The organism is Robertmurraya mesotrionivorans, from assembly GCF_050971805.1.
Lineage (GTDB): Bacteria > Bacillota > Bacilli > Bacillales > Cytobacillaceae > Robertmurraya_A.
On the sequence record NZ_JBPCCH010000019.1, the window covers coordinates 21,967 to 41,076 of the forward strand.

Consider the following 19,110-nt stretch of genomic DNA (forward strand, 5'->3'; position numbering starts at 1 on the left):
GAGTGGCAAGAATGACGCTATCCACCGAAAGATTAATCCTTAGAAAGCTGGAAACAACAGACGCCAAGCGAATTGAAGAATTAGCAGGAGACTTCGATGTGGCGAAAACGACATTAAGTATTCCTCATCCATATCCAAAGGGCTCAGCAGTGGTCTTTATTCATAGTGTAAAAGAATCTGAGAGCAAGGGGAAACTGGTCACTTACGCGATCACAAAAAGAGAAACGAACGAGCTAATCGGACTTATGGCCATCAGCATCAACTCCACCTTTAACCGCGGGGAGCTTGCGTATTGGGTCGGAAAGCCTTATTGGGGACAAGGGTACGGGACCGAAGCCGCAAAAGCTCTTCTTCAATATGGATTTGAAGTACTTCAGCTGAACCGAATTTACGCACAAAGCTTTACTACCAATCCAGGCTCGTGGAGAATCATGGAGAAAATTGGTCTCACTTACGAAGGAACCCTCAGACAGCATGTGTCCCGATTTGGTCAATACTACGATTTGGCTCAATACGGTATCCTTAAGAAGGAGTTCAGTTAAGGAGGACTACGGTTGGAGAAACAGAAGAAGAGAAAACTAGATTATAAAAAAACTCTACTTTGGTTGATCGGGTTAACTATTGTCACCGGTGTTATGTATTATTTTGACAAACAAAAGGTGTACAAAGAAGAGAAGCCACCAGTACCTGTCGTTTCTTTGGGAGAGCAACCAACACAGGTGTATCTAGGTTCGTATACATGGAATGACGGTGATGTGAAAAAGAAGCTAGCCGACCTAAAAGACGTCAATTTTAAAAGAGTAGAGTACCAGGAACAGTTACATATTGATTTCCCAGAAGGCAAGGAACCTTTATACATAGCAAAAGGTGCATACGACCCAACTGGAAAGGCTACGTATCCCATACCGAGTATGTTTAATGATGAAAATGTTAGCTTCTTAGGGAATTATCCGAGCGTACTAACTCTTTCATTAAAAGCTTTCTGGAAAAATGGCAGGCGGGCGGAGTATATCGTCCCATTAAACGTTCAAGCGAATCCTCCAGATAAAGAGTATTTACCAGTGAATAAAGGATTTTATTCCTTACTAGGCGTTTACAGTGGAGATTCAGAGATTGATACAAAAATAAGACAACAAATTTCCGAAGTATCTCCGAATTTTTTAATGGAATATAAGGGGAATGTCCATTTAGAAATGGCTCGCAACTATTATCCAGAGCTACAGATTGAAAGGGCTCCAATGTATCTACTGTTTAACCATGAAAAAGAAGTTTTTCGAACAGATTCCGTTGATACATTGTTGCAATATATAAAAGAACACACGTATGTGAGTAAAGAGACCGTGGAAGGTATCGTAACCAAAGTCGATCGGGAATTTGGGTTCGTTTATGTAGACAACTATCCTTTTTATCTTATGGATACGTTGGTACGAGTGGGTCAAAAAATTCAATTAGATGTGGCTAACTTAAGCAACGAAATTCCTTATCAGCAAATCGTTGAAAAAGTAGAGGTGCTTGAAGAGCCTGATCAAGTTCTTTTGAATAAAGACTGGTTATCAAAGAAAGAAGAAGGTACGTTATCGCTTTTAGTTATAGGGGATACTGCATTCAGCAAACCCTTTAAGAACCCGCAAAAAGAAGATTTGACGTTAATTGACCAGATCACCATTAAGAAGTCCCTTTCGTCCATTGAAGAACCATCCATTTTTGTATTTAATACCGAAGAGCTGGTATTTCAAACAGAGGACTATGACAGTCTATTAAAATATTTGTTTGAAACGGAACAGCTGATGCCTTAGAAACTAATTTATCGAATTGAAAGCTGAGACCATAAAAGGCAAAGGGTTCCGTTTTGAAGTGCTTTTCTTAAAATACAGTAAAATAAGCGGAGATTTTCCGGTTAGATGCAGAATGGAGTTCGTTTCGGGGTAAATTAGGGGAGGTTTTCCGCTTATGCAAAGCAAAATCTCCCCTTTTCGACTTTATCAAGCCAATAGGCGTAATCTCTCCGTCTATTTAAGCTATTTTTAATAATAATTAATAATTAAGCGGAATTTCTCCGTCTATTTATCAGCTCGCGTGATTAACCTAAACCCCCAACCGATAAGTGCGGACCCTCTTGAACCTAGATGTGGGAATCATCAGCTTTTTATCGCTTATAAAGACCAATAAAAGTCAATTCTTGTGTATTTTAATAAGAAAGTACCCGAAAACGGAACCCTTTACATAAAAGGTCCTCAGCTATTTTTTTGGAAACATTAAAAAAATCCAGATAAAACCAATTCCGTGCTATTGAAAAAGATTATATATGAATTGTAAAAATATAAAATTAAACTGTAGTGATTAAAAAAGATAGGAGGTTTAAGTATGTAAAAGTATTTTGGACGAATTATGCTCTGGAAATTTTGTAAGCGCATTCAAAAAGGATAAGACTAATTAAATTGGATAGGGGGATGGATGATGAAGACATTTAAGAGTTTGATAGTGATGATTCTAACTGTTGCTTGTGTTTTTTCCACCATTGAACCTTTACATTCTCAAGCAGCTCGACTGGAGGGAAAGAAAGTAGACATCGTGAAGGTGGAAGGCGGGTTAGTGAAAGGCGTTAAATCAGATGTGGAGGGAGTTCAGTTATTTAAGGGAGTACCATTTGCGGGTTCTACTGCTGGTGAAAACCGATGGAGCGCACCTCAACCTGTGGAGCCTTGGGATGGGGTGAAGGTAAGTGATAGCTGGGGCGACCAGGTCATGCAAGATGTCACGTTAAACCCCATCGGAACGTTTTGGGGAGACGAGTTTTATTTCGATGATCGCTTTACTCCTAAAGCAAGTGAAAATGGACTAAACCTAAATGTGTATACGCCTGCTAAAAAAACAAACGAGAAGCTCCCTGTACTTGTTTACATCCATGGCGGAGGAAATAATCATGGGCATGCATCGGAAATGGAGTTTTATGCATCAAAGTTAGCTGAAAAAGGGATTATTGTTGTTACGGTTCAATACCGTGTAAGCATGTTTGGATTCCTAGCCCTACCAGAGTTATCAGAAGAAAGTGAACAAGGAGTGTCAGGCAATTATGCCGTATTGGACTTGGTAAAGGCTTTAAATTGGGTAAATGATTATATTGCTGGATTTGGTGGAAACCCAAAAGAAGTAACCATTGCAGGACAATCGGCTGGAGCAATGAATGTAACGGCACTTTTAAGAACTCCATTAGCTGATGGCTTATTTAATAGAGCTATTATTCAAAGTGGTTTTTACGGTCTATTAACTGCACAAGGAGCATCAGCCTATAAACCTCTTAAAGCAACAGAAACCCAGGCTGAAAATGCTGTTACGAATGCTTTCGGAAAAGAGATGAGTTTAGATGAGTTAAGAGCGTTACCTGCGGAATATTACATGACAACAAAAACCGCAGATGGAACCCAAACTCTGTATAATGCATTAACGGCAGCTTCCTTACAAGGTGGTGGGTACATATTAGATGGGTATGTGTTCACAGAAGAATCTGTTGATCTTATGAGAGACGGTGCCTTAGATGGGATCGATATTATGATTGGCGGTACAGCAGATGAAATGACTTCGCTCGTTCCTGGACCGTCTAACTTGTCGTTGGAGGATTTTCAAAATACGATGAAAGCAACGTATGGAGAGGAATATTCAAAGGCTTACAATCCTACAAACACAACGGAAGCCTATAACTTATCTTTACGCGCACGAAGTGATCAGTTACATCAAACATATCTTCTATCAGCCGAATATATACAAGCACATAATAAAAACCTAAATGTTTACACCTACTACTTCGATCATGCACCTCCTGGAAGAAATTCAGAATTTTATGGCGCGTTCCATTCCTCAGATTTATGGTACTTTTTCAATTCAATAAGAAATACTGCTGGTCAGAGATCATGGACACCAGCTGACTACTCCATGGCGGAGATAATGTCCTCTTACTATGCGAATTTTGTTAAAAAAGGAAATCCAAATGGAAATGGACTAGCAAAGTGGCAGGAAACGAGCTATAAAACTGGAGAAAATTCTGCATTTATAAGATGGTTTGATGGAAAGGCTGAAAATGTTACAAGCACTCCTTATCCATCGAGAGATGCTATAAACCGAAACGTAGTTTTAAAAGCCTTCGGAATGACAGAGGAAGATCTCAAATAATGATGATCATAGCGCCACTGTTTACTTGAGCATTCATTTAATGAGTGCTCTTTTTATCATATTTGATAGACCATCTAGAGAAAAAATGAGTACATCACTAAAAAAGTGAGACTTTCTGTAAAAGACTACTCTTGATATGATCTAAATATTAAGCGTTTACAATTCTTTTGGTAATTGAGGGGAGGTAGAAGAAGCTTTTTACTAGTGTTATAGATTAATTACTAAATAAATAGTTTGAGAGGGGAGTAAAAAATGAAATCACAGTTAAAAAGGTATATGTATTTCTTATTAATTGCAATATTTTTAACGAGTGTCTTAGCTTTGCCAGTTAGTGCACAAGATATTGGGGTGAAGGTGGAAAATAGTGTACAAAAAGAAGGAGTAACAGTTAAACGTGATAATCATTCCCCTACAGGATATACAGCAACTTTTGTATATAAGAATGCAACGGCAAATTCCGTTCAGTTTTATGGACAATTCCAATTTGCAAAGCCCGGTGTAGACTACCCAATTGATAATGTACCAACGTATAGCCCAGAAGAGTGGACAAAAGAAATGTTTCCGTTAAATATGAGCACGCCATACTTAAAGGGAATGACAAAAGTAGAAGGAACTGACTTTTGGACAATAAGCATGCCACTTCCAAGTGGGGGGTACCCATATTCCTATATTGTTGATGGGGTAACCATTTCAGATCCATCAAATATGCCAATCGAAAACCAGGATACTGGGAAACAGAATCTAAGCATGGCCTATATTCCTTTTGATTCAAAAAAACAATCCTTTGATTATTCCTATGTATTACCGAAAAAAGGAGCAAAGACTGGAAGTGTTTCCTTTGAAACATATTCAACCAGTGGATTATTAACAACAGATCAGTCTCTAGGAATCTATTTACCACACGGTTATGATCCAAATCGAAATGAGCCGTATAAAGTGATCTATTTATCACATGGCGGAGGTGGTAATGAAGCGGATTGGTTTAATACAGGTAGCGCTGCCAATATTCTTGACAACCTAATTGCACAAAAGAAAACGGAGCCTGTCATTGTGGTAACGATGAATAATTCCGTATTTGGTTGGGACATGGCTAAAATTACAAAGAATTTAATGGAAAATATTATTCCGTATATGGAATCAAACTACCAAGTATCTAAAGACTCCGATGATCGAGCATTTGCTGGTCTATCCATGGGAGCTTTAACCACTACGAACATTTATTACAGCAATTCAAATGATTTTGGTTATTTCGGGATCTTTAGTGGAGCAGATGCTAGGGTTGATTTAAGTAATTACAATTTAGATGACTTACGTAAACCTAAGCTATTCGTGGCTGCGGCATGGTATGATATGGCATACCATGATGTAGGCTTTAATTCCGAAATAAATACCCTAAAATTCATGTCAGTACTAGAAGCAAACCAAATACCATACGAATTTAAAAATGTAAATGGAGCACATGATTGGTTTACATGGCCACAATTATTGAATCAATTCTTAACAGACGTAGTGTGGAAATAGTAGTTCGTAAACACTCTTATACTTTTACTCGTATAGGAGTGTTTTTTCTATTATGCATGTAAAACCCACCTACTAAAGTCTGATTTTTCTGAATCGTTTTGAACTGTTACGTTAATTTTGATAAGATTTTATATAATAATTAACGCTCGTACAAACGATTTAAAAGAGAGGAAGATGGATTCTTCAATGAGAGCCCAATTAGACATTCAGTCAAAGGACGTACCTATGCAAGACTCAGAAAATATGTTTGTAGAATTTGAAGTATTTACTAATGAAAGAATTCAAAAACAGTTTCTAATCGTAAAACAATTGATTGAGGGTGATCTAGAAAGTGCAGAACAATCGATCAGTGAATTATTGGGACTGATACAACGTAGTCAATTGCCGAAACATATAAAGAAACAAGTAGTATACGGATTTTTAGATATCTTAATGTTTAAAATTCAACATCTTTCCCTTACAAAAGAAGGTACAAAGAAAGAAGACCTTTTATCGTTTTCTGAAATCAACAAAATGTTAACAACTAATGACTTCCAGGAGATCGAGAGGATGTTATTAGTCAATTATAGAAGAATAATAGAGTTTGAGAATCATTTGAAAAACAGCAGTAAAATGAAAGAAGTCTTAAACTATATCGATACGAATTATAGAGACCCGGAGCTTACCTTAAACAGTATAGCTCAGAATTTTGAATTAAATCATACATATGTCTCTAATACGTTTAAGAAAGAATTCGGTTATAATATCCTCGAATTAATCCAAATAAGAAGAATAACAGAAGCGAAATACTTACTTGAGAACACACAGCTGAGCGTCTCTAAAATCGCATTTAAAGTTGGCTATTACAGCTATAGAACACTATCTAATATTTTTAAACGCTTGGAAAAAATGACGCCAACGGAATTTAGGGAATTAAAAGAGAATTTTAAATTAAATGGTGTTATGAAACAGCCAACTAAATAGGGTAACTAGGACCAAAAAGGGTCCTTTTATTTTTGGTACCAGAATTAGAGTACCCAATATCTCTCATCTAATCTGAAGTCATACCGATTTCAGGTTTTTTATTTATAAACTGACTGGCTGCACTTGGGGTTTCACTGATGATATCGGCTACTTCAGCTTTCATCTATCTCAGAGATCAAGAGTGGAAAATTGAACTTTGAGAATGTCCGAAAAAATAAAGAAGTGCTCGACCTCTCGTTATTAGGGTTTGACGAACCCACTTTTGAAATCGTTTTATCAGAGCCGATTCAAAACAAAAGCAAAACTATACAACGAATTTTTTCATTTGACGATGAGCGTGGTTTTTACGAGCTAGTTAATCATGGGAGGATACACGAATGAGCATCTTCTATTGGGTGGTACTTATGTTCCTTGTCACGTATGAACCGGTCTATGGCTATTTTGACTATCAAAGGTTTAAAGGGAAAGTCCAGCAAAATCCATTAGAACGAGTGAAGTTTTATAAAAAAGTCATGTTCGGACTTTGGATTCCAACCCTTTTGATCTTAGCAGTAACTGCATTTGGTCCTTTGAACTTCCAAGACATCGGTCTAAAAGGAATCACCATTAACACATCAACATTAGGACCTTGGGTCACTTATTTTTCTTTCGGTTTAGCTGGAATCTATATTGTTAGTCTCATATATTATTTAGTAGGTTCAAAGGTTAGTCAAAAAATGAGAACCGAAATTGCTGAGCTAAAGAAAAGTGAGCACGAGAAAATCGCGTTCAAAGACATCCTGCCTCATTCCCAAGAAGACAAACGCGTATGGACGTTTGTGTCTTGGACAGCGGGAATCACGGAAGAAATCATTTACCGAGGCTTTTTGATTTTTGCAATCGCTCAGCTCTTTCCCGTCCTTTCTATTTGGCCCGTGTTGATCATTTCTTCCATATTATTTGGTCTTGCTCACACGTATCAAGGATTTCTGAATGTGATCAAAACCTCACTGTTCGGCTTGTTTTTCGCTATTTTATATATCGGATTCGATTCAATTGTCCCCCTGATGATTTTGCACTTTCTCATTGATTATGTAGGAAGATTGGGGATGACGAGGGATGAAACAATAAAGGAAGAGTTCCAACTACCTATTATCCCAATTGTTTATAAAACGTGGTGATCCTTTAGTAACGGATTCGGTTTTCGAGTACAAAAACTTCATTAGCAAACAAATTAGCTGTCCAATTCGCAACTGAATTGGACGGCATCTTTTTTGTTGAATATCAAGGCTTTCCATAAATGTAATGGTATTTTGCACCATCATTCGCATCTCTTTTAACAGGATGACAAAAGTTAGTGTCAGTGTTCGAATTTGTTGGTTAATTTAATTGGAGATTGATGTGCTGAAAGTGGTAGGTAGGTTTTTTGGATATTCAAGTTAGAAAATATTGTAGAAAGACAAGTTATCTGAAAGAAAGACTCTGTTGTTATTCATTGTTGACTTTTTCGCGGAGGTATAGGAACTAATAGGCGGAGAAATTCCGGTTAATGTGTATAGTAGGGGCTCAAGAAGCAGATATAAGCGGATATATTCCGATTAACTTCTCTATATATAACTAAATCTAAAGATTAGGTACATATAAGCGGAGAAACTCCGCTTATATTGCGGGAAATGTTGGTATTTCCCAAAATAAACGGAATTTTTCCGTTTATTTTTCAAACTTAGTGAAATCAATGTTCTATTATTTTGTTCAACTATAGAGTATAAAATAATGTAAAAAATGCTTGGAGACACAATGCTCCAAGCGTTTTTGCTTATCAAATTGCCTGTTAATTTAAGTGTGAATTACCGTTTGAATAGCAAGGTTAGTTCTAATTTTATACTTCAAAACCGAACTACTTGATCCTTTAGAAGATAGCTTTTTTACAAGTGCTAACAGGATTATTATGGTAAAATTTAAGCTAAAAAAGCGAAATTTTCTGGAGGGATTAACTCATGGAGAAAATCTTAGTTTAAAACAGGGATATATTCATTTATAGGCTCTTTCTTCTTATTAGTTATTTTTATGAAAAGGGAACAAGACACGATAGAAGTAGGTGGGATGACTACATTTACTGTGACACCTTACCCAGAGTTTTTCTTTACCATTTTTAGATATTCTGTAATCACTTCAGTGATTGCGGTAATACTTGTAGGTGGTTTTATACTGACAAATAAGAATAGTTCGGAATAAACTCAACAGTTAATTATTAGGTTATAGACAATATCAAGTATTGTTCTTTTAGTGGAGCGTGGTTATGGTAGATAAATGCTTTTTTGACGGGACGTAGTAGTAAAATTGAAAGATAATGATTTATATAATGTATTTAGGAGCCCAAGTGGCTTTTTTTTATGAAAGAAAATACCATAAAAAGCATATATTAAGGACAGGCCATAATTAGTTCGGAGATGAACCAAAATGATGTTCTTCCTTAAAAAAACGGGAATTGTCCTACTAGGCAGTATGTTATTGTCTTTTGGTATTAATTTCTTTTTAGTTCCGTTTGAAGTGCTTGATGGTGGGATAATTGGGATTGGTTTAATAATAAAGTATTTAACGGGGATACAAGCAGGCTTAGTCATTATACTTTTGAGTGTTCCAATTTTTGTGCTAGCTTGGTTGTATAACAAAAGGTATTTTTATAATAGTTTGCATGGGATGCTCGTTTCTTCCTTTGTCATTGATTTACTGGCCTCTTCTCAACTTTTACCATCCAACATGATTCTTCAGCCGATAGTAAGTTCGATATTGGGAGGTATTTTTATCGGAGTGGGTATTGGAATCATGCTTAGATATGAGACGAGTACAGGAGGGACAGACCTCATCGCCCAATTTATATCAAAATTATTTAATATCAACGTTGGAATGATCATATTCGTCATCGATACGATTGTTATATCCTTGGGAGGATGGCTCATTTCCAAAGATACCTTTCTACTATCCATTTTGACCGTGATCTTTGTGGGCTTTTTTACTAGCTTTTGTACATGGAACTACAAAACAGAAAATAAAGGGTATTTGTAATTGAAACGACAATGAAAATGGGTTTATAAAGCGAGGAGATTTATGAAAAAGGGTGCCATGTTTTTCCTGTGTGTTCTTATCCTACTAATTCCATCACAAGTTTTTGCACAACAAAAAGTCCCTATTTTAATATATCATTCGATCGACGAATTTAAGGGACTAGGTTCTAAGGAGTTATATGTAACACCTGAAAATTTTGAAAAACAAATGATTTATTTACGAGATCATGGCTTTACCTTATTAACGTTTGAGCAATGGAATGACCGATATAAAGTAAAAAAACCAATTTTCATTACCTTTGATGACGGATACAAAAACAATTTGAATGCATTTGCCATCTTTCAAAAACTAAAAAGTGAAGAGTTTCTACCAATGGGTACGGTGTTTGTTCTTTCTGACTTTATCGGCCGTTCCAACCGATTATCACAATCGGATCTCAAAATGATGGTTGATTCGGGGATGATCTCGATTCAGTCTCATACGGCAACACATCCTGATCTGACGAAAATAAATAATTTTGAATATGAACTAAAGAAGGCCAAAGAAAAAATTCAAAACATAACGGGCAAACCAGTAATTGCTCTTGCTTATCCATATGGAAATACTGATAAAAAAGTTGTAGAACAAACGAAGAAATACTATTCGTTTGGACTTACGACAACTCCTGAACTATTTTCAGAGAAAGGCATGAAAGAGGAGCTTTACTTTTTACCAAGAATGTATATTAAGTATTCCACTACTCTTGAGGAGTTCGGAAAGATTGTGGAAGGAAGATGAAAGCATTACTATGGTGCATTTATAAAAAAGAAAAGCTGCAAACCTGGCAGCTTTTCTTTTTTAGATTAAGAGCAAGCAGAAGGGTATTGGAATTTTGTAAGTGAAGCCAATCTTCCTTCTTGAACTCCCAAGTTAGTTTGAAACCTTTTCCCTTAATAACCGTAAATAAGTTAGTGACAAACTCGTTCTATGGAGGGAATAGAATGAAATTTATTGTACTTATAGCGGTTCTGCTTTTATTGCTTTTTGTATTAGAAAAACTAATAAATAAGTTCCTTGGAGTAGAAAAAAAGAAAATCTCTGATACACCTGGGAAAAAGATTGACCAATGGGGAAGAGGGATCACTCTTTTTATTTTTTTATTCGCATTATGGTTTGTGGTGGATAGTGATTCGTTCCTTGTAAAAAAGGTGTTTTGGATAAGTTACATAATCCTTTTAGGAGGATTTCAAGCCGTTCTAGAATATATTTATCTAAAGAATACAAAGCAATATATTACTACAGTAATTATGGTAATAGTAACTCTTATCTTTATTTTTAATATCGAACTTTTTAAAGACTTATAGAAAACATTCTAGACTCTGTTCCAAGGAGGATTAGAGTCTTTCACTACTTATACGCATTATTTTATCAGGGGGCTATTCATTTGGAATCAATAATTATGGTAGTATTCGTTTTCTTAGTATGTATTTGTATTAGTTCCGTATTAAATGTTCTTTTTAAAAAGACAGAGAAAAGGGATTGGCTTATCACCTTATTAATCAGTGTAGGTTTTTCTATGATCATAGTTCCCTTGCTTGCTGGTTAAGAGATTGAAAAGATTGTTCCAACTGAATATAGATGATTATGCATGGAATAAACATGAGCTGAAAAATAAATGAACAGTGTGGATTGATAGATATAAACCGAATACTGGACACAGAACTCTCAACTTTTTGTTCCCCAATGGAAGTTTTTATGATTAAATGAGGACAGAAAAGGGAGAGGATGGATCCAATGGCAGAATTTACGAATGTAACAATCTCAATGAAAGCAAATATTTACTTTGAGGGTAAGGTAACAAGTAGAACGGTAGTTTTTCAAGATGGAACCCGAAAAACGTTAGGAATTATGCTTCCGGGAGAATATGAATTTTCAACATCTCAAAAAGAAGAGATGGATATTCAAGCGGGAGTACTTGAATATAAATTACAGGGTGAAGATTGGAAATCAATCGAAAATAACGGCGTTTTTTATGTACCTGCAAACGAAAGCTTTTTATTAAAAGTTCATTCGGTTGTAGATTATTGTTGTTCTTATCTTTCTGAGGAGTAAATGGCAACTTTATTACTTATTTAAACCTTGGCTTTGCTTCCTATTGGAGTAAAGCTTTTTTAGTGGGGATTTTGACTGTCCCTTATCTAAATACGTCACAACAAAGACCGGTACACTGTCTTTCTGGGCAGTGACTGGTCTTATTTTTGGTAAAATCTTCTTGACTCGATGTAAAGTTTACTATACATTATGTATAACAGGTTTTACATGATGTAAAAGTAAATTGACAAGGGAGGTTCTTTATGACGTATCAAGAAAAGAAAAGCATCGTATCGTTGATTAGTGCTATTCTCATTTTTGGGTTTTATTGTTTGTATATGTACCCTCAGTATCCTGAAGGAGGGCTAGAGTCTCCCGAAGCCTTTCGTTTTTGGGGTAGCTTCGTCCTCATCTTGACTGTCGTTTCAATCGTCGCGCACATCGTAATTAGCATCATATTTAACATCGTCTTTAGAATGACAACCAGAGAAAAGGAACCAAATTTCGCGGATGAATTGGATAAGTTAATCGACTTGAAAGCGTTCAGAAACTCGTTTTTTGTGTTTGTCATCGGCTTTCTTCTTGCCATGGGATCACTGATCATCTACCAGCCGTTACACGTCATGTTCATGCTTCTGATCTTTTCGGGCTTTGTTTCCGATGTGACCGGATCGGCTACGAAACTTTATCACTATCGGAGAGGAGTCTAAAATGAGTAAAAATCTTGTCGGCAATCACATTCGAAGATTACGATTCAATCATGATGAAATGACCCAGCAGCAATTAGCTGACAAGGTGGGCGTAACAAGACAAACCATCGTGGCTCTCGAAAAGGGAAACTACTCCCCATCTCTTGAACTCGCTTTTCGCATAGCACATGCCTTTCACTTACCGTTGGAAGAAGTATTCTTTTATGGGGATGACCCAATGCAGTAAGAATTTTTGATTGTTCTTGCTTTATCGTTGGTCAATTTATGAACAGAAGGGGAGAAATAAATGGATTCAAACAAAAAAGCAGCCAAACTAGTGGGAGTATTGTTTATTCTTGCAGCCGTATCAGCGGTAGCGGGCGTGATTTTATACGATCCGATCCTAAACGGTTCCGATTATTTGATTAATGGTTCTGGACACGCGAACCAAGTCATATTGGGAGCACTAATGGAATTAATCCTTGTCGTTTCAGCGGTTGGTACAGCAACTACGATGTTTCCGATTTTAAGAAGATATAACGAAACCATCGCTCTGTGGCATGTTTGTTTTCGGTTTCTTGAAGCGATTGTCATTACGGTTGGTGTAATTAGCGTGCTGTCCCTTCTGACCTTAAGCCAGGAATTTGTTGCAGCTGGAGCTCCAGATGCAGCAGCTTTTCAAACGTCAGGAACCGTTTTAAAAGCCATTCATGAATGGACATTTATGCTTGGCCCTAATTTTATGCTCGGTATCAATACGATAATGTACAGTTATATATTTTATAAAACCAAGCTCGTACCGAGGTTTATCTCAATCTTAGGTATGACAGGGGCAACTCTTGTGTTTGTTTGTGCTTTGTTAGTCATGTTTGGGGTCATTGAACAGGTGTCTGTTTGGGGTGGGATGTTGGCACTGCCAGTAGCAGCGAACGAAATGATTTTAGCTGTATGGCTAATTGTAAAAGGATTCAATCCCTCTGCCCTTGCTAGCCTATTTTCAAAAAAGGATTAGACTAGTGGAAAAACTGAATACACAAGTAGCGGACCTCCATCTCACTGGAAGTCCTTTTTTTTAATCTTACTAGAAAAATAGTTAGTAATTCCCTTATTTTAGTCATGTTTGTTGTGTTATCTTGTGTTAAGAAGATCTACTAAAGTAAAGTTGGTGCAATAATATTGAGTAAAAAGAAGCGGAAAGCAAGGAAGAAGGAACCGAATTCATTTTTAACCGGACTGAAATTGTTCGGCTGTTTCTTCGTCGTATTATTATTGGGCTGGTATATGATCGTAGACCATATTGAAGGGGATTTTTTTCAAGGAGTAGTGGAGCTGCCACTAAAGGAGATCTATGCAAACGCCCTATATGGGTGGGCGTTGATTCATTGGGTCATAGGGATTCCGGCGATCATTGTAGCATTAGTGCTGATTATACGAGAAAGTAAAAGGGAATTCATGGCAACCTGTATTTATAGTGTGCCATTGTTTTTACTCAGCATGAGCTTTACGATTCAGTACATGGTTTTTTTAATCAAAGTTGATGCGGAATTTTCGGGATGGTTGTATATCGTGGTTACCACCATAGGATTCATCCTAGTTAATATATTTATCTATTTGGACAAAACGAAGATACATAGTTGGTTGTTCGGCCTCGGTTTGGTGTTAGTGTCTCTAAGTTGGGTAATCTTAATCATTTCGGACTCTGCGGTTGGGAATTATATCATAACCTATAAATCAAGCTTAAGAGGCAGCTTGATGGTGAAAACAATCGTGGGGACCTTTCAAACGTTGGGAATCTTCATTTTCCTAGCTATGTATGGCTATCTATTAAAGCTTCGATTAGCTGGGGAAGAGTGAAGCTCTTTCCCAACCCATTCTACGTCCATTCCTTCTTTAACAACTCCACTGCGGGAATATCGGCAGGTGCCCAAACTAGAGAAGACAGATGTTCTCGTTTCAGCCAAAGGAGTTTCGAGTGTTCACTCGGCAGCGGGGTGCCATCCACCAGGCGACATTTGATCGTGATCAATTGAATGATAAACATGTCATACTCATGGATATGCTCGTTATGTAATTCATCGGGTTCGATGAGACAGCCTAGTTCTTCGTGGATCTCGCGCTTAATCGCTGAATGCAAATCCTCGTTCTCTTCGACCTTTCCACCAGGAAACTCCCACATATTAGGCATGGCCATTGCTGATGAGCGGAGGGCGCATAAAATTTCTTCGTGTTCATTTTCAATTACGGCAGCCACAACTTTGATTTGCTTCTTCATGTTTACCTCCACAAGAGTAGTTTCTACCCCTATAGTAGCACTTTCTTTTTCCCATTAAAAACATGTTAAAGTAGTCTTGTCCATGAAATATGAACCATGCGAGAAAACGGTTTCAATAGTATAATAGAAGAAAGAAGGATATTAAACTAAAAAAGATGTAGTTTTACAAGCTTAGGCCTCATACACATAATAGTACCTAATTTCGTTGGAAACAAATCAAAAAAGATTGAATGGGAGTGAGGTCCATGAAAAAGAGTGAATATTTATTCTTCTGCCAGCATTGTGGAGTGCCTCAAAGAATTCCAGAGTTTGCGTTAAAAACGTATCTGTGTGATGAAAAGGTAAAGCAGTATTATTGTAACAATTGCAGTCGAGAAAATAAAATTCCGGAATACGTGAAAAAATTGAAATCGGAGCTCTAGGTAGGGCAAGGATTCCACATATGGCTAGGGAGATACCATGTAAATGCTTACATGGTATTTTTTTATGGATTTATATTTTTTAATAGAAAAGTAGAAAGAAAAAAAGTTATCAAAAAATTTAAAAAAGAAGTTGTCGAATTATGAAACATCTATTATAATACATTTTAATGAATGTCATATAACATAACATAATGGTGGGGGATTATCTAACATGACAAAAACTTTAGTAGAACTAGAAACTTCAACTTTAGATCAAATTAAAGAAACGATTAAAGAAAAAAGTGTGGAACTATTACACTTACAATTCGTTGATATTGAAGGAATCTTAAAGCATGTGACAGTAACAGTTGAACAATTAGAGGATGTAGTAGAAGGAAAAATGATGTTTGACGGATCTTCTGTTAAAGGGTTTTCCCCTATTAATAAATCCGACCTTTACTTACAACCGGATTTAACAACATTTGCTGTTCTTCCTTGGTCAGTTGAAGAGGGGTATGCGGAAGCAAGATTTTTATGCTCTGTAAAAAACCCGGACGGAACTCCATTTGATGGAGATACAAGAAATGTTTTAAAGAAAACGGTTGAGCGTGCTGCTGAAAGTGGATATACGATTTCAGTTGGACCTGAGCTAGAGTTTTTCTTATTCAAAACAGATGAAAATGGCTACGCAACTCAAGAACTAAGTGACAAAGCAGGCTATTTCGAGCCATCACCACACGATCTTGGAGAACGCGTTCGCTTAGAAATTTACCGTGCCTTAAAAGCAATGGGCTTTACAATTGAAGCATCTCACCACGAGGTAGCTGAAGGACAACATGAAATCAATTTCAAGTATGCCGATGCTTTAACAGCAGCAGATTTGTCTACTACGTATAAATGGGTAGTTAAGACAGTTGCTCAGAAATTTGGTTTGCATGCAACATTCATGCCAAAGCCAGCATTCGGAATCAATGGCTCTGGGATGCACGTGAATATGTCATTCTTTGAAGGAAGCGAAAATGCATTCTTCGATCCATCTGATGAGTTACAATTATCGAAGAAAGCATATCATTTCATTGCAGGTGTACTTGAAAACGTAAAGAGCTTCGCGGCTGTAACTAACCCGCTTGTAAACTCTTATAAGCGTCTAGTACCAGGCTATGAAGCACCTTGCTATCTTGCTTGGTCAGCGTCTAACCGTTCAGCGCTTATCCGTATTCCAGCTAAGAAAGGTCTTGCGACTCGTGTAGAATTACGTTGTCCAGATCCATCTGCAAATCCATACTTAACGTTTGCAGTAATTGCGGCTGCAGGTTTAGATGGAATTGAAAAAGAACTAGAAGCTCCAGCTCCAATTAACGAAGATATCTTCCATATGACAGATGAGAGAAGAGCTCATTTAGGAATTGAGAACCTTCCTGGTAGCTTAAAAGAAGCTGTAGTTGAATTAGAAGCAAGCAATTTTGGTGCTAAAGCATTAGGCGAGCACGTATATGGTGAATATGTGGCAATGAAAAAAGCAGAGTGGGATAGCTACCGCATCTCCGTTCACGCTTGGGAAATTGAAAACTATCACTCTAAATTCTAATCATAAAAACAAGAGAATAGATGAATGAAAGGATGGAACGAATATGTTCCATCCTTTCATTTTGGCTTGAGAGGGTTGTCCAAGAGGAAAGTGGTAAAGATTTTTTTATGAAAGGTCAAAATAACATTTATTCATCCCCTGTTTTAATATATAAAATAAATAAAATAGCCAAAAAGAAAGGAGAAAATATAGATGGATGCAACAGGGGTAACAGGAAAGCTTTATCATGCTTGTCAATGGATCTCTCGATTGGCCTATTTGAATCTCCTATGGTTGTTATTTATGGGACTGGGGCTGTTCATCTTTGGAGCTGCGCCTTCGACAGTGGCGATGTTCACGATTATTCGTAAGTGGTTACAGGGTGAAAAGGAGTTGTCCATTTTTTCACTCTTTTTTGAGATTTATAAAAAGGAGTTCTGGACAGCCAATCGTTTAGGGTTGGTGTTACTGGGTTTTACCTTAATTTTATTCTTAGATTGGATGTTAATCGGATCATTACAAGGATTTCTTTATCCAATATTATTAGGTTGTTTAATAGGTGTGGCATTCCTTTTTAGTATCGTCATGCTGTATATATTTCCTGTCTTTGTTCATTACGAACATAACACGTTTCAATATGTAAAGGTTGCTTTTTTACTCGGAATCTCTTATCCACTTTATTCCTTCGTCATGATGCTTGCAGTGATGTGTGTTGTCACCATTAGTATCTTTTTCAATGGGGTAGGATTGCTCTTTTTTGGAAGTGGGATAAGTTATATACTAATGTATATTTCAACTCTATTATTTCATAAAGTAGCTCAAAAATTTGAAGTGGAAGTTTCTAGATCCTAGTGTTCTCTTACGAAATAGTGGTCAAATTATTCTCATAACAGGTAAATTTATTGATATGTTGGTAAAAATTGATTTTGCTACACTTATTTTGTAAGGGTTTTCAATAAATAAAGTAGTAGGGGGAAAGAGAATGAAAAGGAAGATCTGGTCCATATTTATCTTAGTCTCTGTTTTTTGTATCGTATTAGCCGGTTGTTCAGGAAACAGCACCAAGGAAAAGGCATCATCTGAATCAGAATCAGATGAAAAGGTAACGATTAAATTCCACACGCACGGAAACGAAGCATCCTATAACTGGAAGGAAACGATTGCTGCCTTTGAAGAAAAACACCCTAACATTAAAGTGGATCTAGTTATTCTTAGTGAAAAGGGAGATACGCAGGAAGCAACGAAAAAGCTCGATTTAGCTGCAGCATCAGGAGAGCAAATGGATGTGCTTATGTTTAGTGATCCAGCAAGCTATGCTCAGCGTGTGAGTATGGGGATGGTGGCCCCAATCGATGAGTTTATTACAGAAGAAGGCTACAAGGTTACGGAAGAATATAAGGTAGATACACAAATTGACGGAAAGTACTATTCGCTTCCAGGCAAATTTAACCCATGGTATGTTCTGTTAAATAAAGACCATTTGGACGCTGCTGGTTTAGAAGTACCAACAGGTTGGACATGGGATGAATTTGCTGAATACGCGAAGGCCATGACAACAGACGATCATTATGGAACCTACTTCCACGGACCACAAAATGGTGGCTGGATGGAATTTTTAAAGTTAGCATTAGCAAGTGAAGAAGAAGATACTGAGTTTACAACAGTGGATGGAAAATCGAATCTTGATCATCCACTGTTCAAAAAGACTCTGGAACTTCGAGTGAAAATGGAGAAAGAAGATCAATCAGCCGTTCCTTACACAGATATCTTATCGCAAAAGCTTCATTACCGTAATCAGTTCTTTAATCAGGATGCAAGTTCGATTCTAATCGGCAGCTGGATGAATACAGAGCTTGGCGGTACAGAACAGTTCCCATTAAACTTTAATGTCGCGGTTGCACCATATCCGAAAAATGAAAAAGAGGCTACGGGCGGATTCACACCTGTAACAACTGACTTCATGGCAGTTGCGGGCACATCTGAACATAAGGAAGAAGCGTATACATTTATTCGCTGGTATACAACCGAGGGACAAATTGTACAAGGGAAGAACATTCCGTCTTGGAGCAAGGTGAGTGAAGGGGATTTAGCGGGTATTGTTGACAAAATCCTTAGCGGTACAGTGAGTCCTGAAAAAGTCGATAAAGACTCCTTAATTAATGTGTTAACAAATGCGAAGTCATCGAAGATCATCTCACCTGTATCCTATCAGGCTGAAATCTATAAAGTCATCAATGAAGAATATGAAAAACTCATCTTTGGTGAACAAGATGTAGAAAAAACGATTGAAGCGTCCCAAGAGAGAGTACAGGGAATCATTGATAGTAATAAATAATGATAGACAGCATGTAATGAAACAATAATAATAGAAAGAAAGGGTTGTAAACGATTACAACCCTTTCTTTGTATTAAAGG

At 37.0% G+C, this 19,110-nt stretch carries 21 protein-coding genes; 20 read left to right on the top strand and 1 reads right to left on the bottom strand.

What is annotated here, in order from left to right; translation table 11 throughout:
- Window positions 1–11: 11 nt before the first annotated feature.
- The 16 genes from ACRX5O_RS20320 (at window position 12) to ACRX5O_RS20395 (ending at window position 14,309) form a co-directional block, all read left to right on the top strand.
- Complete coding sequence (locus ACRX5O_RS20320; protein ID WP_433907643.1) at window positions 12–542, top strand: GNAT family N-acetyltransferase; 531 nt, start codon at window positions 12–14, stop codon at window positions 540–542.
- Between the two features lie 12 nt (window positions 543–554).
- Complete coding sequence (locus ACRX5O_RS20325) at window positions 555–1,796, top strand: hypothetical protein (protein WP_433907644.1); 1,242 nt, start codon at window positions 555–557, stop codon at window positions 1,794–1,796.
- A gap of 661 nt (window positions 1,797–2,457) precedes the next feature.
- Window positions 2,458–4,167, top strand: a complete 1,710-nt coding sequence (locus tag ACRX5O_RS20330) for a carboxylesterase/lipase family protein (protein ID WP_433907645.1) — start codon at window positions 2,458–2,460, stop codon at window positions 4,165–4,167.
- A 252-nt stretch (window positions 4,168–4,419) separates the two neighbouring features.
- A complete protein-coding gene (locus tag ACRX5O_RS20335; RefSeq protein ID WP_433907646.1) occupies window positions 4,420–5,688 on the top strand; it encodes an alpha/beta hydrolase-fold protein in 1,269 nt (422 codons plus the stop codon).
- Window positions 5,689–5,862: 174 nt separating this feature from the next.
- Complete coding sequence (locus ACRX5O_RS20340) at window positions 5,863–6,651, top strand: helix-turn-helix domain-containing protein (RefSeq protein ID WP_433907647.1); 789 nt, start codon at window positions 5,863–5,865, stop codon at window positions 6,649–6,651.
- 189 nt (window positions 6,652–6,840) lie between these two features.
- A complete protein-coding gene (locus ACRX5O_RS20345; protein WP_433907648.1) occupies window positions 6,841–7,032 on the top strand; it encodes a hypothetical protein in 192 nt (63 codons plus the stop codon).
- Window positions 7,029–7,811, top strand: coding sequence for a CPBP family intramembrane glutamic endopeptidase (locus ACRX5O_RS20350; RefSeq protein ID WP_433907649.1), 783 nt, complete (start codon window positions 7,029–7,031; stop codon window positions 7,809–7,811). Before ACRX5O_RS20345 ends, ACRX5O_RS20350 begins: the two co-directional genes overlap by 4 nt.
- A 1,282-nt stretch (window positions 7,812–9,093) precedes the next feature.
- On the top strand, window positions 9,094–9,696 hold the full coding sequence (locus ACRX5O_RS20355) for a YitT family protein (protein WP_433907691.1): 603 nt from the start codon (window positions 9,094–9,096) through the stop codon (window positions 9,694–9,696).
- Window positions 9,697–9,738: 42 nt separating this feature from the next.
- Window positions 9,739–10,473, top strand: coding sequence for a polysaccharide deacetylase family protein (locus tag ACRX5O_RS20360; RefSeq protein ID WP_433907650.1), 735 nt, complete (start codon window positions 9,739–9,741; stop codon window positions 10,471–10,473).
- Window positions 10,474–10,676: 203 nt separating this feature from the next.
- On the top strand, window positions 10,677–11,039 hold the full coding sequence (locus ACRX5O_RS20365; RefSeq protein WP_433907651.1) for a DUF4181 domain-containing protein: 363 nt from the start codon (window positions 10,677–10,679) through the stop codon (window positions 11,037–11,039).
- 80 nt (window positions 11,040–11,119) lie between these two features.
- Entirely contained in the window at window positions 11,120–11,281 is a 162-nt protein-coding gene (locus ACRX5O_RS20370; protein WP_433907652.1) for a hypothetical protein, read from the top strand.
- 188 nt (window positions 11,282–11,469) lie between these two features.
- Complete coding sequence (ppnP, locus tag ACRX5O_RS20375; protein WP_433907653.1) at window positions 11,470–11,787, top strand: pyrimidine/purine nucleoside phosphorylase; 318 nt, start codon at window positions 11,470–11,472, stop codon at window positions 11,785–11,787.
- A gap of 242 nt (window positions 11,788–12,029) precedes the next feature.
- Window positions 12,030–12,476, top strand: a complete 447-nt coding sequence (locus tag ACRX5O_RS20380; RefSeq protein ID WP_433907654.1) for a hypothetical protein — start codon at window positions 12,030–12,032, stop codon at window positions 12,474–12,476.
- A gap of 1 nt (window position 12,477) precedes the next feature.
- On the top strand, window positions 12,478–12,702 hold the full coding sequence (locus ACRX5O_RS20385; RefSeq protein WP_433907655.1) for a helix-turn-helix transcriptional regulator: 225 nt from the start codon (window positions 12,478–12,480) through the stop codon (window positions 12,700–12,702).
- Between the two features lie 60 nt (window positions 12,703–12,762).
- Entirely contained in the window at window positions 12,763–13,467 is a 705-nt protein-coding gene (locus tag ACRX5O_RS20390; RefSeq protein ID WP_433907656.1) for a DUF4386 domain-containing protein, read from the top strand.
- Between the two features lie 164 nt (window positions 13,468–13,631).
- Window positions 13,632–14,309 (top strand): hypothetical protein, encoded by a 678-nt coding sequence (locus ACRX5O_RS20395; protein ID WP_433907657.1) that lies wholly within the window; start codon window positions 13,632–13,634, stop codon window positions 14,307–14,309.
- Between the two features lie 19 nt (window positions 14,310–14,328).
- Here ACRX5O_RS20395 and ACRX5O_RS20400 read toward each other — a convergent pair whose 3' ends face one another.
- Entirely contained in the window at window positions 14,329–14,727 is a 399-nt protein-coding gene (locus ACRX5O_RS20400) for a (deoxy)nucleoside triphosphate pyrophosphohydrolase (protein ID WP_433907658.1), read from the bottom strand.
- Between the two features lie 245 nt (window positions 14,728–14,972).
- On the opposite strand from ACRX5O_RS20400, the gene ACRX5O_RS20405 reads away from it, so the two are divergent.
- The 4 genes from ACRX5O_RS20405 to ACRX5O_RS20420 all read left to right on the top strand — a co-directional run bounded on the left by ACRX5O_RS20405 (window position 14,973) and on the right by ACRX5O_RS20420 (window position 19,030).
- A complete protein-coding gene (locus ACRX5O_RS20405; RefSeq protein ID WP_433907659.1) occupies window positions 14,973–15,149 on the top strand; it encodes a hypothetical protein in 177 nt (58 codons plus the stop codon).
- A gap of 211 nt (window positions 15,150–15,360) precedes the next feature.
- Window positions 15,361–16,716 carry a type I glutamate--ammonia ligase gene (glnA, locus tag ACRX5O_RS20410; RefSeq protein ID WP_433907660.1) on the top strand — a complete coding sequence of 452 codons (1,356 nt, stop codon included), beginning with the start codon at window positions 15,361–15,363 and terminating at the stop codon, window positions 16,714–16,716.
- A 192-nt stretch (window positions 16,717–16,908) separates the two neighbouring features.
- Complete coding sequence (locus ACRX5O_RS20415) at window positions 16,909–17,547, top strand: YesL family protein (protein ID WP_433907661.1); 639 nt, start codon at window positions 16,909–16,911, stop codon at window positions 17,545–17,547.
- A gap of 130 nt (window positions 17,548–17,677) precedes the next feature.
- Complete coding sequence (locus ACRX5O_RS20420; protein ID WP_433907662.1) at window positions 17,678–19,030, top strand: ABC transporter substrate-binding protein; 1,353 nt, start codon at window positions 17,678–17,680, stop codon at window positions 19,028–19,030.
- Window positions 19,031–19,110: the final 80 nt, after the last annotated feature.